This window comes from Pseudomonas sp. IT-P74 (assembly GCF_949768175.1).
Lineage (GTDB): Bacteria > Pseudomonadota > Gammaproteobacteria > Pseudomonadales > Pseudomonadaceae > Aquipseudomonas.
This window is the reverse complement of the sequence record NZ_CATKQD010000033.1, coordinates 115,626-129,005: the sequence shown is the minus strand read 5'-3', so window position 1 is coordinate 129,005 and position 13,380 is coordinate 115,626. Positions and strand designations below refer to the sequence as shown.

Here is a 13,380-nt window from a genome sequence, read left to right as displayed (position 1 = left end):
AAAAAAAGAGAGCTTCATACATGAGCAACTCCGGCCGCGCCGACGCGCTGTTAGCAGACCTGCCCCGCGATGGCCGTGGTCGGCTCAAGGTATTTCTCGGTGCCGCGCCGGGTGTCGGCAAGACGTACGCCATGTTGCAAGCGGCCCACACCCAGTTACGCCAAGGGGTGAAGGTCATCGCCGGCGTCGTCGAAACCCACGGTCGGGCCGAAACCGAAGCATTGCTGGGCGGCTTGTCGCAGCAGCCGATGGTACGTTCCGAATACCGTGGCGTGTTGCTCGAAGAAATGGACCTCGACGGTCTGCTTGTCGCCAAACCGAAACTGGTGCTGGTCGACGAACTGGCGCACACCAATGCACCCGGCAGCCGTCACGAAAAACGCTGGCAGGACATTCAGGAACTGCTTGCCGCCGGCATTGACGTATACACCACGGTCAACGTCCAGCATCTGGAAAGCCTCAACGACCAGGTGCGTGGCATCACCGGCGTGCAGGTCCGCGAGACCCTGCCGGACTGGGTATTGCAGGAAGCCTACGAACTGCTGCTGATCGACTTGCCGCCACGGGAGCTGCTCGAGCGCCTGCGCGATGGCAAGGTCTATGTGCCGGAGCAGGCGCGGGCGGCCATCGACGCGTTCTTTTCCCAGACCAACCTGACGGCCCTGCGCGAACTGGCGATGCAAACGGCGGCGGCTCAGGTCGATAACGATCTGGCCCAAGGGTATCGTCAGTTGGGGCAAGCGGCGCCGGCTGTGCGCGGACGCTTGCTGGTAGGGGTCGACGGCGATGCCCAGGCCGAGCGCCTGGTGCGTCATGCCAGTCGCGTGGCCCAGCGGCGGCACCTGCCCTGGAGCCTGGTGCACGTGGACAACGGCAGCGTGCGTGACGAACAGTCGCGCCTGCGCCTGCAAAGCGCCCAGCAACTGGCCGAGCGCCTGGGTGGCGAAGTGGTGTTGCTGCGCGCCGGTGAAGTGGCGAAAACCCTGATCCAGCATGCCGCCGAACGCCGCGCCAGCCTGGTGCTGGTCGGTCAGTCCCGGCTGCGTTTGCACCGACGTCTGTTCGGTGGCGGCTTGGCGGCGCGACTGCTGCGCAATGCTCGTGGACTGGAAATCAACGTTCTCGACGGCGATCACCAACAGCATCAACCCCATCAGCGGTCGATGCATTCACTGGTCTGGTTCGACTACGCATTGGCCGTGGTCGCGACGGTTCTGGCCAGCACCCTGGCCTGGGCCGTGGCGAGCGTTCTGCCTCTGCCGAACATTTCACTGGTGTTCCTCGCCGCCGTGTTGCTGGTGGCGGTGCGCAGCAGTCTCGGGCCGGCGCTGGCCTGTGCGGCGCTATCGTTCCTGACCTATGACTTCCTGTTCATTCCACCGAAGTTTTCTTTCAGAATCCAGCGCGAAGAAGACGTGCTGACCTTGCTGTTCTTCCTGCTGATGGCGGCCCTCACCGGCAACCTCGCGGCGCGCCAGCGCAGGCAACTGCAGGCACTGCGCGATACCCAGGAAGAGACCACTGAACTGCTCGACCTGTCACGCAAACTCACCGCCGCCACCGACCGCCAGGCCGTGGTCAGTGCGGCCGCCCAGCACCTGGATGGTTGGAGCGATGTGCAACTGTGCCTGCTCAATCGCGACGGGCAAAACGGATGGAAAGTCGAAACCGGTGGGCCGCTAGAGTTCAGCGAAGCCGAGCGCGCCGCCGCTGACTGGGCCTGGCAGCACGATCAACCCGCCGGTGCCGGCACCGGTACTTTGCCGTTCGGGCGCTGGTGGTGGTGGCCGTTGTCGGTGGAAGACGGACCACTGGCGCTACTCGGCGTGTGTGCCAAAGAAGGCCAGACCCTGAGCGGCCAGCGCCGACGCCTGTTGACCGCGCTGAGCCAGCCACTGGCCCAGGCGCTGGCCCGGGCGCAACTGGCCGATGATCTGGAAGCGGCGCGGCTGCACGGCGAAACCGAGCAACTGCGCAGTGCCTTGCTGGCGTCGGTGTCCCACGATTTGCGCACTCCGCTGACGTCCATGCGCGGTAGTATCGACAGCCTGCTGGCCCTGGGTGAAGCGATCCCGCTGGAGGACAGACGTGAGTTGCTCGAAGGCACCCGCGATGAAGCCGAGCGCCTCGATCGCTACATTCAAAACTTGCTCGACATGACCCGGCTCGGCCACGGAGCCTTGAAGCTGGCGCGGGACTGGGTGTCGCCGGCGGACATCGTCGGCAGCGCGCGCAATCGCCTGCGGGCAGTCCTTGCGCCGTTGCAGGTCAGCACCGACGTACCGGCCGAGTTACCGTTGCTGTATGTGCATGCCGCGCTGATCGAACAGGCACTGGTCAACGTGATGGAAAACGCAGCGCGGTTTTCGCCGCCCCACGGGCGCTTGCAATTGCGCGCCGGGGCCGATGACAGTGAGCTGTTTTTCTCGGTCTGCGATGAGGGGCCGGGGATTCCGGAAGAGGAACGGGCGAAGATTTTCGACATGTTCTACACCGCAGCGCGAGGTGATCGTGGCGGGCAGGGCACCGGGTTGGGGCTGGCGATTTGTCAGGGCATGGTCGGTGCCCATGGCGGGCGCATCAGCGTCGCCGACGGCATCGAGGGGCGTGGCACCTGCATCACGTTGCACCTGCCGCTGCAGGCTCAGCCGGGATTCGAAAGTGAAGCCTGATCGCTCTTGCGCTACTCTCTTGCAACTTCTTTGTGTTGATGTGAATTCATGAGCCAGACCGCGACCATCCTGGTCATTGACGACGAACCGCAGATCCGCAAATTCCTGCGGATCAGCCTCGCTTCCCAGGGCTACAAAGTGCTGGAGGCAGGTACCGGCAGTGAAGGATTGGCGCAAGCCGCGTTGAACAAACCGGACTTGCTGGTGCTCGACCTCGGCTTGCCGGACATGGATGGACAACAGGTATTGCGCGACTTTCGCGAGTGGTCGACGGTGCCGGTGCTGGTGCTCTCCGTGCGCGCCGGTGAAGGACAGAAAGTCGAGGCCCTGGATGGCGGCGCCAATGACTACGTGACCAAGCCGTTCGGCATTCAGGAATTCCTCGCGCGGATCCGTGCGTTATTGCGCCAGGCACCCACAGGCGAGGCGCAACAGGCTGCGCTGGACTTCGGTCCGTTGACGGTCGACCTGGCGTATCGCCGGGTGCTGCTCGACGGTGTCGAAGTCGCGCTGACCCGCAAGGAATACGCCGTGCTGGCGCAACTGGCGCGGCATCCCGGACGGGTAATCACCCAGCAGCAATTGCTCAAGGACATCTGGGGGCCGACCCACACCGAAGACACTCATTACCTGCGCATCGTGGTCGGGCACTTGCGCCAGAAACTGGCGGATGACCCGACCCAGCCCAGGTTCATCGTCACTGAGGCAGGGGTGGGGTATCGGTTGTTGAGTGAGGGTAGCCTTTAGATCTTCGTTGCCTGACCTGGCCCCATCGCGAGCAGGCACGCTCCCACATGGGATCCTGGTCAGACACACATTTTGTGACCGCCGAAGATCCACTGTGGGAGCGAGCCTGCTCGCGATGAAGGCCTGATAGTCACCCGAGAACTTTCAGGTGCTCAGTTCTGCTCATTCTCATACCGATCCAGCGTATCCCGCGCAATCTCCCGTCCCAGCGCGATCAGCTCCGGCGCCTTGTAGAACTCGAAAAAACGGCACACGCGCTTGGGCACGTTGATCAGGATGTCCGGCGGATACCCGGCAATCTTGTACTGCGCCAGCGACGTCTGCATCACCTCGAAACTCTGGTTGATCAAATCCAGCAAGGACGCCGGCCCGACGTTGTCGATGATGAATGAACCGGTGGCGGAGCGGGGCGCGCCACTGGCTTGCGGAGCCGCCGCCGGTTGCTGCCCTTCTGGCTCGGCGGATTCGATCCACGGATTGAGGTTCGCGCCTTCGGCCCTCAGGGCTTCCTGCTCGAGGATCAACAATTGCTCGGCCTGTTTGCGGCGGAACGGCATTTTCGAGCCCAGGGAGTTGATCAGGCTGTCGAAGCGTGTCTTGAAGGCGGCGGGACGCTGGATGACCGGCAATTGATAGTGGCGCTGGTTGGTGGAGTTGAGGTTGACCGCAATGATCAAGTCGCAATGGCTCGACACCACCGGCACGATCGGCAGCGGGTTGAGAATGCCGCCATCGACCAGCATGCGGTTGCCCTGCATCACCGGGGTGAACAGGCTGGGAATCGCTGCCGAGGCGCGCATGGCCTGATGCAGGCAACCTTCCTGGAACCAGATTTCCTGCTGGTTGGTCAGGTCGGCGGCAACGGCGGTGTAGGGGATGCGCAAATCTTCGATGTTGATCTCGCCAACGATCTTGCGGATCTGCCCGAAGACTTTCTCGCCACGGATCGCCCCCAGACGAAAACTGACGTCCACCAGGCGCAACACGTCGAGATAGTCCAGGCTCTCGATCCAGTCGCGGTAATCATTGAGTTTGCCGGCGGCGTAGATCCCGCCCACCACCGCGCCCATGGAGCATCCGGCGATACAGGCAATGTCATAGCCACGCCGTTCGATCTCTTCTATGACCCCGATATGTGCATAACCCCGGGCTCCACCCGAGCCCAATACCAGTGCGACGCGCTTTTTCATGAATCGCCCTCGTTTGAATGGTTCAACAATGCACCCATCGAGGGCCATGCTTCAATCGCCATGGTCGTTCGAGCGGACAGGAGCGTCGTATTTTCGACACTCCATGGCGGCACATGGTTATTCTCGGCAGCGCTATAGTTTGCACAGCTGACCAACGGCACTTTTCAGGTGCTACAACGTCTTACCTGCATGACTGTTGACCTATTCTTGAGGAGTGAATGATGAAAGCCTGGATCTGCGTGCCATTGATTGCCCTGGCGCTCGCCGGTTGTGCCGGCAAAACCGCTTATCGCGACAGCTGTGGTAGTAATCTGGATGCGGCATGGCATGAACTGGACCTGGCCAAGGCCGAAGGGTTCGCCGGGACTGTCAGCTACTCCAAGGCCCTGTCGCTGTTGACCGCGGCCAAGACCCAGCAGCAATTCGAGGGGTTCGAAGGCTGCACCAAGAAAGCCGAGAAGGCTCGTTTCTATATTCGTGAGTCGCGCGCGGGGCGTTAAAAGCGAAAAGCGGTTACAAGCTCTAAGCTGCAAGCTGCAAGATCTTTCGAGTTTGCAGCCTGGAGCTTGCAACCTGGCGCTGTTTACGGAGTAAACCCCCATGATCGATCGGTTGGTGGCTCAGGTTCTGGGTCTGGAAGTTCGTCTGCTTGCCTGTCAGGCCCGCTTGAAAGAGTGTACAGACCCTGAAGCGTTACACGACCTGCGCACAACCATGCGGCGGTTACGCAGCCTGTTGCGACCCTTGCGCGGGCTGCCCGGTGTCGAACAACTGGAAGCGGCCGCCTCCCGGGTGGGCGAACTGAGCACGCCTTTACGCGATCGCGAAGTGTTGGCGGCGTACCTGCTCCAGCACCATCAACCCCAAGCCGCACAGTGGCGCATGGCGCAAATGGCCGAGGCCTATCCGGCCGTGGCAGCCAGTCCCGAGCTCGCGCAAATGCTGATCGTCCTTGATGCGTTTCCGCGTTTTCTGCGTGCCGCCCAGCGCCAGGGATTGCTCAAGGGCCTGCGCAAGCGCATCGAAAAACGCCTGGGCAAGCAGTGGAAAAAACTCGACGAGGCGCTGCACGATCCGGCTCATGACCGTCATCGACTGCGCCTGCTGATCAAGCGCGTGCGCTATGGCATCGACGCTTACCCCGAACTGGACCGTTTGCCGAAAGCCGCCATGCCCCGGTTGAAGTCGGCCCAGGGTGCGCTGGGCGACTGGCACGATTGCGTGCAATGGCTGGCCATGGCTGAACGGGAAGCGGATTTGCAACCCTGTGTTGCTGTCTGGGAAGCCACCATGGCCGAGGCTGAAAGCCGTGCGGATCGGGTGCTGGAAAAACTCAGCAAGGCCTGTTTCAAATCCTGAGACCTCCCCGGATCCATTGTAGGAGCGAGCCTGCTCGCGATAGCGGATTAATATTCAGCACACATTGTGACTGTCAGACCGCTTTCGCGAGCAGGCTCGCTCCCACATGGGCTCAATGTTGACCCTGGATTTTTTGTTAGGACCGGGCACGGCTCATCTGTCAGTCAATTTGGCCGGAATAGGCGATGTATCAACTTCGCCAGATGGTTAAGATCCCTTCGTCTTTTTCCGATCCCTGAGGTTTTCATGCGTTTTTCCGAACTGCTCGACGCTGTCCGCAGCCAGCCGCTGGAGCTGTCTATTCCGGCCTCATGGGCCCAGGGGCGAGCCAGTTTCGGTGGCCTGGTGGCCGCTTTGCAATACGAAGCCATGCGCGCCCGAGTGCCGGCGGATCGGCCGGTGCGTTCGTTGGCAATCACCTTCGTCGGCCCGGTTGAGCCCGAGGTGCCGGTCAGTTTTGAAGTCGAGGTGCTGCGCGAAGGCAAGGCCGTCAGCCAAGTGCTGGGCCGGGCGGTGCAGAAGGGCCAGGTGGTGACGTTGATCCAGGGCAGCTTCGGCGCCTCGCGACCCTCGGAAGTGGCGGTGGCCGCTGAACCGGCACCTGAAATGAAGCACTGGGACGAATGCCAGGAATTGCCTTTTGTCGAAGGTGTCATCCCGGAGTTCATGCGACATCTGGCGATGCGCTGGAGTGTCGGCGGGCTGCCGTTCAGCGGTAGCACATCCCGGCAAATGGGTGGCTGGGTACGCTTGCGCGGTGACGTGAAGGAAGAGGCTATCGGCGAGGCGCATATCCTGGCGCTGGTGGACGCCTGGCCGCCGGCCCTGATGCCGTTTTTGAAGAAACCGGCGATGGGCAGCACGCTGACCTGGACTATCGAATTCGTGCAGCCGCTGCTGGAACTGACCACCCTGGACTGGTGCAAATACCTCGTCGAAACCGAATACGCCACCGACGGCTACGGGCATGCCGCCGCAAAAATGTGGAGCGCGGATGGCCGGTTGATCGCCATGAGCCGGCAGACGGTGACGGTGTTCGCCTGATCAGTGGCGGCGGTGGCGCTCACGCCAGGCGCGCCACCAGCCGCCGCTGAGGAAGAACCGCGGAAACGTCAGGAACTGCTCGACCAACAGGCGCGATACCGCATCCTTGCGATCACTGAAGGGTTCGGAGGCTTGGGTCTCCAGGCTGTGGCCATGGCGTTGCAAGGCCAGCGCCGCTATCACACCGATCACACCGATGGCGATGTTTGCCAGGCTCAGGCTGAACACCCCGGACACAATCAGCAGAAATGCCACGATGAACAGCGGCACCGCGATCAGGTGCAGCACCAGATTGGTCGGGTGCTGATGATTGTTCGGGTACGCTCGCCATTGCCAGGCGGGAAGGTTGGGGTGACGTTTGCCCATGATGCCGATCCTCGATCCATGTTGAACACATGTAGGAAGAATAGGCCCGCTCAATGCTGGCGGCGAATCAAGGCTGGCTATTGGCTCGATAGGTGCCATGACTGGAATGGATGGTGCCAGTTCTGACGCCTTCGCGAGCAGGCTCGCTCCCACATCGATCTTCGGTAACCATCAGATTCTGGGCATACATAGATCCCTTGTGGGAGCGAGCCTGCTCGCGAAAGGGCTCTCAAAGTTTCAACTGACCGATGGCCTTGCTCAACTCCCCGGCCAACGCTGCCAGCTCATTGCTGGTGGTCGCCGAAGTCACCGTCTGCTGCACCGTGTTCTCGGTCACGTCACGAATGCTCACCACCGCCCGGTTCATCTCTTCCGCCACCTGGCTCTGCTGCTCGGCCGCCACGGCGATCTGCGTGTTGCTTTCACGCATCTGCGCCACCGCGCCGGTGATCTCGGCCAATGCCGCGCCGGCCTCTTGCGCCTGTTGTACGCAGTCGTCGGCCTTGAACGAGCTCTCTTGCATGAAATCCACGGCGTCCCGTGTGCCGGCCTGCAACGCCGAGACCATGAGGGTGATTTCATCCGTGGAGGCTTGTACACGTTTGGCGAGGTTGCGTACTTCATCGGCAACTACCGCGAAACCGCGACCCATCTCGCCGGCCCGGGCCGCTTCGATGGCGGCGTTCAGCGCCAGCAGGTTGGTCTGCTCGGCGATGCTGTGAATCACGTTGACCACGCCGTTGATCTTCTGGCTGTCCTCGGCCAGGCGTTGAATCATCTCGGCGGTCTGCTGGACGCCGGTGGACAGTCCGGCAATCGAGCGCTGCACCCGCGTCACGACCTCCTGCCCGCTGCCGGCCAGGGTATTGGCCGATTGCGAAAGGTCACGGGTGGCGCCCGCGTGTTGGGCGATGTGATAGACCGTGGCGGTCATTTCATTGATCGCCGTGGCGGCCTGATCGGTTTCGCTTTGCTGGCCCAACATGCCGTGGCGCACTTCATTCATGCTGGCCGCCAGCCGTGCGGCGCCGATGTCCAGTTGCCGGGCGGTGCTGGCGACGGTGTTGACCACCCGTTGATAACCGGCCTGCATGGCGTTGAAGGCGTTGGCCATTTGCCCGACTTCGTCGCTGCAAGCCAAGGGCACGCGGGCCGACAGGTCGCCGGTTTTCTCCACGTGCAACATGACGTCTTTCAAAGTGTTGAGCTGGCTGAGCAGGAAGCGAATCAATAACTGCGATGCGCCGAGCATTGCCAACATCAGGATGAACACGGCCACCGCGTAATTGGCCAAACGCTCGCTGAACACCTGGCTCAGGCTTGGACCGTAGGCAATCACGGCGATCCGTTGGCCATCGGCACGGGTAAACACCTCGGCACCCATCAACGGATTGTCACCGAACAGCGGCATCAGGTTGATCTCGACCCAGCCGTTTGCGTTGATGAGTTCCGCAATGGGTTGTTCATTCAGCGAAGGCGCCTGTCCGCGATTGAACGTCAGCAGGTTGTCGACGTGGGGAAGCGGTTGCCCGGCGGGCCAGGCTTTGAGCAATCGCGCCTGGGCTTGGGCCGAAGCCTGGGCGGCGTGACTTCTGGCCTGTTGTTCGAGCTGCACGGCGTACAGCACCAGCAACAGGGTGGTGATGAAAGCGACGGCGTTGACCGCCCAGAATTTGTATTTCAGCGAGATATTGCTAAGCCAGGCACCCATGGAGGTCTTCTCTGATAGCGGAAACAGTTTTGGCAAGGTGCCAGCATTGTGCCGCTACTCAGGTGGCTGATTCTTGATGCAGATCAACGGGCTGCACCATTACCCCTTGTAGGAGCGAGCCTGCTCGCGATGGCGATGCAACATTCACCATTGAGGTGACGGTTAGATCGCCATCGCGAGCAGGCTCGCTCCTACAGGGGTAAAGTTTACAGGTCGATAGTGGGCAGCCCATAAAACGCCCGCGCGCACGCGGTGGTGTGCGCCGCCAGATCTTCCTGGCTTTCCCCGCGATGCAGCGCCACTTCGCGCAGTACTTCGGTCAGGTACGCCGGCTCGTTTCGCCCGTTTTTCGGCTTGGGGCGCAGGCTGCGCGGCAGCAGATACGGTGCATCGCTTTCGAGCATCAGGCGCCCGCGCTTGATCTCCTTGACCAGCGGATGCAAATGCGTGCCCCGGCGCTCGTCGCAGATCCAGCCGGTAATGCCGATGTGCAGATCGAGGTCGAGATAGCTGAACAGCGCCTTCTGCTCTCCGGTGAAGCAGTGCACCACCGCGGCCGGCAGTCGGTCGCGGAAATCGCGCAGGATTTCCAGCAACCGCTGACTGGCGTCGCGTTCGTGCAGAAACACCGGCATTTGCAATTCGACGGCCATGGCCAGATGTTCTTCCAGGACTTTCTCCTGCTGCGGGCGTGGCGAGAAATCACGATTGAAATCCAGCCCGCATTCACCCACGGCCACTACATTCGGCTCGTTGAGCAAACTGCGCAAACGTCGGGCGCTGTCGGCGTTCCAGTCGCTGGCGCAGTGAGGGTGAATACCGGCAGTGGCGAACAGGCGCTGGGCGCTTTCGTCCAGTTGTTGGCACAGCTCGAGGGCCTGTTCACTGCCCTCGACACTGGTACCGGTCAGCACCAGCTGGCACACGCCGGCCGCGTAGGCGCGATCGAGTACGGCCTGGTGTTTGTCGGCAAAACTGGCGTTGGTCAGGTTGACGCCGATATCGATGAGTTGCATGGTGCTACCTCGGCCCAAAGGCCGGAAAGCATATCAGAGCCGTGGATTTATAAGAAAAGCCAAGAACTACAACGGGTTAACGCTGTCTCTTGAGCCGCGGGCCAGGCTGGGTTGGTAGTTTTGCCATCATTGTGCCAGTCTTTCGCACTTTGCCAGCGCCTTGGGCGCTCTGTTTTTGTCGCCGCGCTTGATGGTTTTCGTCATTGCAGCGGGCCTCATATTCTTTCCGGAGAGTGGATGATTCGTCCCTCGGTTTTGCTACTGCTGTGTTGTTCGCTGCTACTGCCTATGTCGGCGGTCGCCCGTCTGCCCGGGCCGCTGCAAGCTGTACCGGCCGGCAAGGTGCGCGACCTTGGTGAAATTCGCAGCAGTCGCGTGCTGCGGGTGTTGGTCAACCAGAGCCGCAACAGTTCCGGCGAAGTCCAGGGGCAGGCGATCGGGGTCGAATACCATCGCCTGAGAGCGTTCGAGCAATACCTCAACGGCCATGCCCGGGATGGCCAGGAAATCACCCTCAAGATCATTCCCAGGGCCAAGGATCAACTGCTTGGCGCATTGCAGCGCGGGGAGGGCGATCTGGTGGCGCCAGGCGAGTTACTCGATCTGCAACCGGGTTTCGCCGTCAGCACCAGCGAGCCGATTGCCAGCAACATTCCGTTAGTGCTGGTGGGCATCAAGGGCGAACGCCGCTACACCAAACTTGAACAGCTTTCCGGCAAGACCCTGGCGTTACCCGCCGGCAGCGCCGCCGGGGATGCCGTCAGCCAGATCAATCAAAAGCTCGCCCTGCACAAACTGCCACCGGTCACAGTCGAATGGGTCGATCCGAGCCTTGCCGTCGAGGACGTACTGGAGATGGTGCAGGGCGGGATCTTCCATCTGACCATCGTCGAGCAGCCGATCGCCGAACGCTGGGGCAAGATCCTGCCCAAGCTGCGTTTCGACAAGCAAGTACTCATCAGCGAGCCGGGAGAAGAGTTCTGGTTCGTGCGCCGTGATGCCTCGATGCTGCGGGCCAGCATCGATCGCTTTCTTACCGTCTACAAAAAGCCATCGGATCAGGACGCCGCGTTCCTGCGGATCTATCGTCGCCTCTATCAAGTGCACTATCCATTGGCCAAGGCAGACCGGCAGCGTCTGGAAAAACTTCGCCCGGTGCTGCAGAAACACGCCGATGCCCAGGGCATGGACTGGCTGAACCTGGCGGCGCTGGCCTTCAAGGAGTCAGCCCTGCAACCCGCCGCCCGCAGTGGCGGTGGCCCCACCGGTTTGATGCAGATCACGCCTTCTGCGGCACAGCGTGTGGGGGTCAACAATATTCAGGAGCTTGATGGCAATGTGCAGGCCGGGGCCAAGTACCTGGCGATGATCCGGCGCAAGTTCTTTGCCAGTCCGAAGCTTAACGAGCGTGAACGCATGGCCTTCGTGCTGGCGGCCTACAACATCGGGCCGGAGCGGGTGCAAGGCATGCGCGCCGAAGCCCGGCGCAGAGGCTTGAACCCCAACCAGTGGTTCTTCCAGGTCGAGCGCATTGCCATGGAGCAAGTGGGGATGGGGCCTGTCAGCTATGTTAATAGCGTGAACAAGTATTACTTGGCGTTCGACCGAGAGCGGGAGTCGTTGGAGCCCCAGGAGCCAAAGGTTGCTTCACGCAAATGATCAACTAATCTGATTGTAATGGTGGGTTTTTTGCGCTTTTAACATGTAATTAACTGATTAATATAGCGGCCAACCAACACACACTTACAAGGAATGAAACAGCATGAGCACTCTGATCAACAAGGTACTGTCTACCCGCGCTGGTTACGGCCTGACTGTTCTGCGCATCGTGGTCGGCATTATTTTCGCCGCTCACGGCTCGCAGAAACTCTTCGGGGCATTCGGCGGCTATGGTCTGGCTGGAACCGGGCAGTACATGGAAAGCATCGGACTGGCGCCGGGTTACCTGATGGCGGCACTGGCGGGCGGCACCGAATTCTTCGCCGGCCTGGCCCTGATCATCGGCTTGTTGGTTCGCCCGGCCGCGCTGGGCCTGATCTTCCTGTCGCTGGTCGCGATTTTCTCGGTGCATATCAGCAACGGTCTGTTCATGGCCAACAACGGTTATGAGTTCGCCCTGGCGTTGCTCGGTGGCAGTATCGCAGTATTGATCGAAGGTGCGGGCAAACTCTCGGCGGACCGCGCCATCGCTGGTTGACCGCTCTGGCTCAACGAAAAGGCCCGCATTGCGCGGGCCTTTTTTGTTGAGCGTCATTCTTGACACTGTCCAGTCAGCTTCTCTAGGATGTTGCTCATGCGCCGATTTAAACAGCTACTTGCGGGGCGCCAGGTGACTCATCCAGTTGCCGATAGAAGCCGGAACAGGCTTCGAAATACCGCTAAAGCGCTGGTTCGGTGTTGCCTCTCACCTGCCATGCAGACTTTTGAGGCAGAGACACGACCCAATGAATGCACTAAACGCCGTTGTACGTCCCGCGCCGATCACGGCACACCTGACCCAGCGCAATCCAAAAATCCTGCTTGGTGGCAAACATCAGCCGACGCTCTTGCGTTATCTCGATGGTTGGCCACGTCGTACCGGCGGTCCCGCTGCCTTCCTGATCCAGTTTGTCGAAGACGGTGAGTCCCTCGCTCGTTTCGCCGACGACAGTTTCGATCTGGCAGTGATTCAATCCCCCAGCCTCGAAGATGCGCCTGAAGTGATCCGGCAACTGACCCGCGTTGCCCGGCAAGGGTTGATTACCCGGCGTTAAAGCTCACGGGTAGTCGATCGCCACAATGTACACACACTGTTCACCGGTCGGTGTCTGGACCCGGACTTCGGCGTCCAGTGCCTTGCCGATCAGTGCGCGGGCCAGGGGCGAGTCGATGCTGATCAGGCCTTGCTTGAGGTCCAGTTCATCGGGCCCGACAATGCGGTAGCGCGACTCTTTGCCATCCTCGTCTTCGATCGTGACCCAGGCGCCGAAATAGACCTTGTTCGGATCGCTGGGCTTTTCGCTGACAACCTTGAGCGCTTCCAGGCGTTTGGTGAGAAAACGCACGCGGCTGTCGATTTCGCGCAGCATCTTTTTGCCGTAGGTGTATTCGGCGTTCTCCGAACGATCACCCTGGGCCGCGGCTTCGCTGACAGCCTGGGTAACCTGGGGCCGACGTACATGCCACAGCTCATGGAACTCGGCGCGCATCCGCGCTTCACCTTCGGGGGTGATCAGCGCGGTGCCAGCGGTGCGGGGAGGGCGGTAACGGCTCATGACAGCTTCTTGTGGTGAGGA

The 13,380-nt window shown here is 61.2% G+C and carries 13 protein-coding genes; 8 read left to right on the top strand and 5 right to left on the bottom strand.

From position 1 onward, the window contains the following. The first annotated feature begins 20 nt into the window (after nt 1-20). Together ACM6J5_RS16935 and ACM6J5_RS16930 are read left to right on the top strand one after the other, a co-directional pair. Nucleotides 21-2,672, top strand: coding sequence for a sensor histidine kinase (locus tag ACM6J5_RS16935; RefSeq protein WP_150673582.1), 2,652 nt, complete (start codon nt 21-23; stop codon nt 2,670-2,672). 48 nt (nt 2,673-2,720) lie between these two features. Further along, complete coding sequence (locus tag ACM6J5_RS16930) at nt 2,721-3,419, top strand: response regulator (protein ID WP_150673583.1); 699 nt, start codon at nt 2,721-2,723, stop codon at nt 3,417-3,419. Nucleotides 3,420-3,571: 152 nt separating this feature from the next. Here the strand turns inward: ACM6J5_RS16930 and ACM6J5_RS16925 are convergent, their stop codons facing one another. After that, nucleotides 3,572-4,609 carry a patatin-like phospholipase family protein gene (locus ACM6J5_RS16925; protein ID WP_150673584.1) on the bottom strand — a complete coding sequence of 346 codons (1,038 nt, stop codon included), beginning with the start codon at nt 4,607-4,609 and terminating at the stop codon, nt 3,572-3,574. 221 nt (nt 4,610-4,830) lie between these two features. Here ACM6J5_RS16925 and ACM6J5_RS16920 point away from each other — a divergent pair, with 221 nt between their 5' ends. The 3 genes from ACM6J5_RS16920 (at nt 4,831) to ACM6J5_RS16910 (ending at nt 7,012) form a co-directional block, all read left to right on the top strand. Continuing rightward, complete coding sequence (locus tag ACM6J5_RS16920; RefSeq protein ID WP_034150181.1) at nt 4,831-5,109, top strand: hypothetical protein; 279 nt, start codon at nt 4,831-4,833, stop codon at nt 5,107-5,109. Between the two features lie 100 nt (nt 5,110-5,209). Beyond that, the gene (locus tag ACM6J5_RS16915; RefSeq protein WP_150673585.1) at nt 5,210-5,968 is read left to right on the top strand and encodes a CHAD domain-containing protein; all 759 of its coding nucleotides are present in this window, start codon (nt 5,210-5,212) and stop codon (nt 5,966-5,968) included. A 246-nt stretch (nt 5,969-6,214) separates the two neighbouring features. Further along, on the top strand, nt 6,215-7,012 hold the full coding sequence (locus tag ACM6J5_RS16910; protein WP_095944964.1) for an acyl-CoA thioesterase: 798 nt from the start codon (nt 6,215-6,217) through the stop codon (nt 7,010-7,012). On the opposite strand, the gene ACM6J5_RS16905 is transcribed toward ACM6J5_RS16910, so the two are convergent. From ACM6J5_RS16905 to ACM6J5_RS16895, 3 genes are all read right to left on the bottom strand, one after another. Continuing rightward, nucleotides 7,013-7,378 (bottom strand): Mpo1-like protein, encoded by a 366-nt coding sequence (locus ACM6J5_RS16905; RefSeq protein ID WP_008049048.1) that lies wholly within the window; start codon nt 7,376-7,378, stop codon nt 7,013-7,015. 229 nt (nt 7,379-7,607) lie between these two features. Beyond that, on the bottom strand, nt 7,608-9,089 hold the full coding sequence (locus tag ACM6J5_RS16900; protein ID WP_150673586.1) for a methyl-accepting chemotaxis protein: 1,482 nt from the start codon (nt 9,087-9,089) through the stop codon (nt 7,608-7,610). Nucleotides 9,090-9,295: 206 nt separating this feature from the next. Next, complete coding sequence (locus tag ACM6J5_RS16895; protein WP_414929000.1) at nt 9,296-10,105, bottom strand: TatD family hydrolase; 810 nt, start codon at nt 10,103-10,105, stop codon at nt 9,296-9,298. A 237-nt stretch (nt 10,106-10,342) separates the two neighbouring features. Between ACM6J5_RS16895 and ACM6J5_RS16890 the strand changes: the two genes are divergently transcribed. From ACM6J5_RS16890 to ACM6J5_RS16880, 3 genes are all read left to right on the top strand, one after another. Further along, nucleotides 10,343-11,764: a transglycosylase SLT domain-containing protein gene (locus ACM6J5_RS16890; RefSeq protein WP_150673587.1), complete on the top strand. Its 1,422-nt coding sequence runs from the start codon at nt 10,343-10,345 to the stop codon at nt 11,762-11,764. Between the two features lie 103 nt (nt 11,765-11,867). Then, on the top strand, nt 11,868-12,302 hold the full coding sequence (locus ACM6J5_RS16885; RefSeq protein ID WP_150673588.1) for a DoxX family protein: 435 nt from the start codon (nt 11,868-11,870) through the stop codon (nt 12,300-12,302). 247 nt (nt 12,303-12,549) lie between these two features. Next, nucleotides 12,550-12,858: a hypothetical protein gene (locus tag ACM6J5_RS16880; protein WP_046043367.1), complete on the top strand. Its 309-nt coding sequence runs from the start codon at nt 12,550-12,552 to the stop codon at nt 12,856-12,858. A 3-nt stretch (nt 12,859-12,861) separates the two neighbouring features. On the opposite strand, the gene greB is transcribed toward ACM6J5_RS16880, so the two are convergent. Continuing rightward, nucleotides 12,862-13,359, bottom strand: coding sequence for a transcription elongation factor GreB (gene greB, locus ACM6J5_RS16875; RefSeq protein ID WP_007973570.1), 498 nt, complete (start codon nt 13,357-13,359; stop codon nt 12,862-12,864). Nucleotides 13,360-13,380 lie beyond the last annotated feature (21 nt).

What these genes read in the sequence shown, in the direction of transcription:
- ACM6J5_RS16935 (WP_150673582.1), top strand. Translation starts at nt 21, where the DNA reads ATGAGCAACTCCGGCCGCGCCGACGCGCTGTTAGCAGACCTGCCCCGC.
- ACM6J5_RS16930 (WP_150673583.1), top strand. Translation starts at nt 2,721, where the DNA reads ATGAGCCAGACCGCGACCATCCTGGTCATTGACGACGAACCGCAGATC.
- ACM6J5_RS16925 (WP_150673584.1), bottom strand. Translation starts at nt 4,609, where the DNA reads ATGAAAAAGCGCGTCGCACTGGTATTGGGCTCGGGTGGAGCCCGGGGT.
- ACM6J5_RS16920 (WP_034150181.1), top strand. Translation starts at nt 4,831, where the DNA reads ATGAAAGCCTGGATCTGCGTGCCATTGATTGCCCTGGCGCTCGCCGGT.
- ACM6J5_RS16915 (WP_150673585.1), top strand. Translation starts at nt 5,210, where the DNA reads ATGATCGATCGGTTGGTGGCTCAGGTTCTGGGTCTGGAAGTTCGTCTG.
- ACM6J5_RS16910 (WP_095944964.1), top strand. Translation starts at nt 6,215, where the DNA reads ATGCGTTTTTCCGAACTGCTCGACGCTGTCCGCAGCCAGCCGCTGGAG.
- ACM6J5_RS16905 (WP_008049048.1), bottom strand. Translation starts at nt 7,378, where the DNA reads ATGGGCAAACGTCACCCCAACCTTCCCGCCTGGCAATGGCGAGCGTAC.
- ACM6J5_RS16900 (WP_150673586.1), bottom strand. Translation starts at nt 9,089, where the DNA reads ATGGGTGCCTGGCTTAGCAATATCTCGCTGAAATACAAATTCTGGGCG.
- ACM6J5_RS16895 (WP_414929000.1), bottom strand. Translation starts at nt 10,105, where the DNA reads ATGCAACTCATCGATATCGGCGTCAACCTGACCAACGCCAGTTTTGCC.
- ACM6J5_RS16890 (WP_150673587.1), top strand. Translation starts at nt 10,343, where the DNA reads ATGATTCGTCCCTCGGTTTTGCTACTGCTGTGTTGTTCGCTGCTACTG.
- ACM6J5_RS16885 (WP_150673588.1), top strand. Translation starts at nt 11,868, where the DNA reads ATGAGCACTCTGATCAACAAGGTACTGTCTACCCGCGCTGGTTACGGC.
- ACM6J5_RS16880 (WP_046043367.1), top strand. Translation starts at nt 12,550, where the DNA reads ATGAATGCACTAAACGCCGTTGTACGTCCCGCGCCGATCACGGCACAC.
- greB (WP_007973570.1), bottom strand. Translation starts at nt 13,359, where the DNA reads ATGAGCCGTTACCGCCCTCCCCGCACCGCTGGCACCGCGCTGATCACC.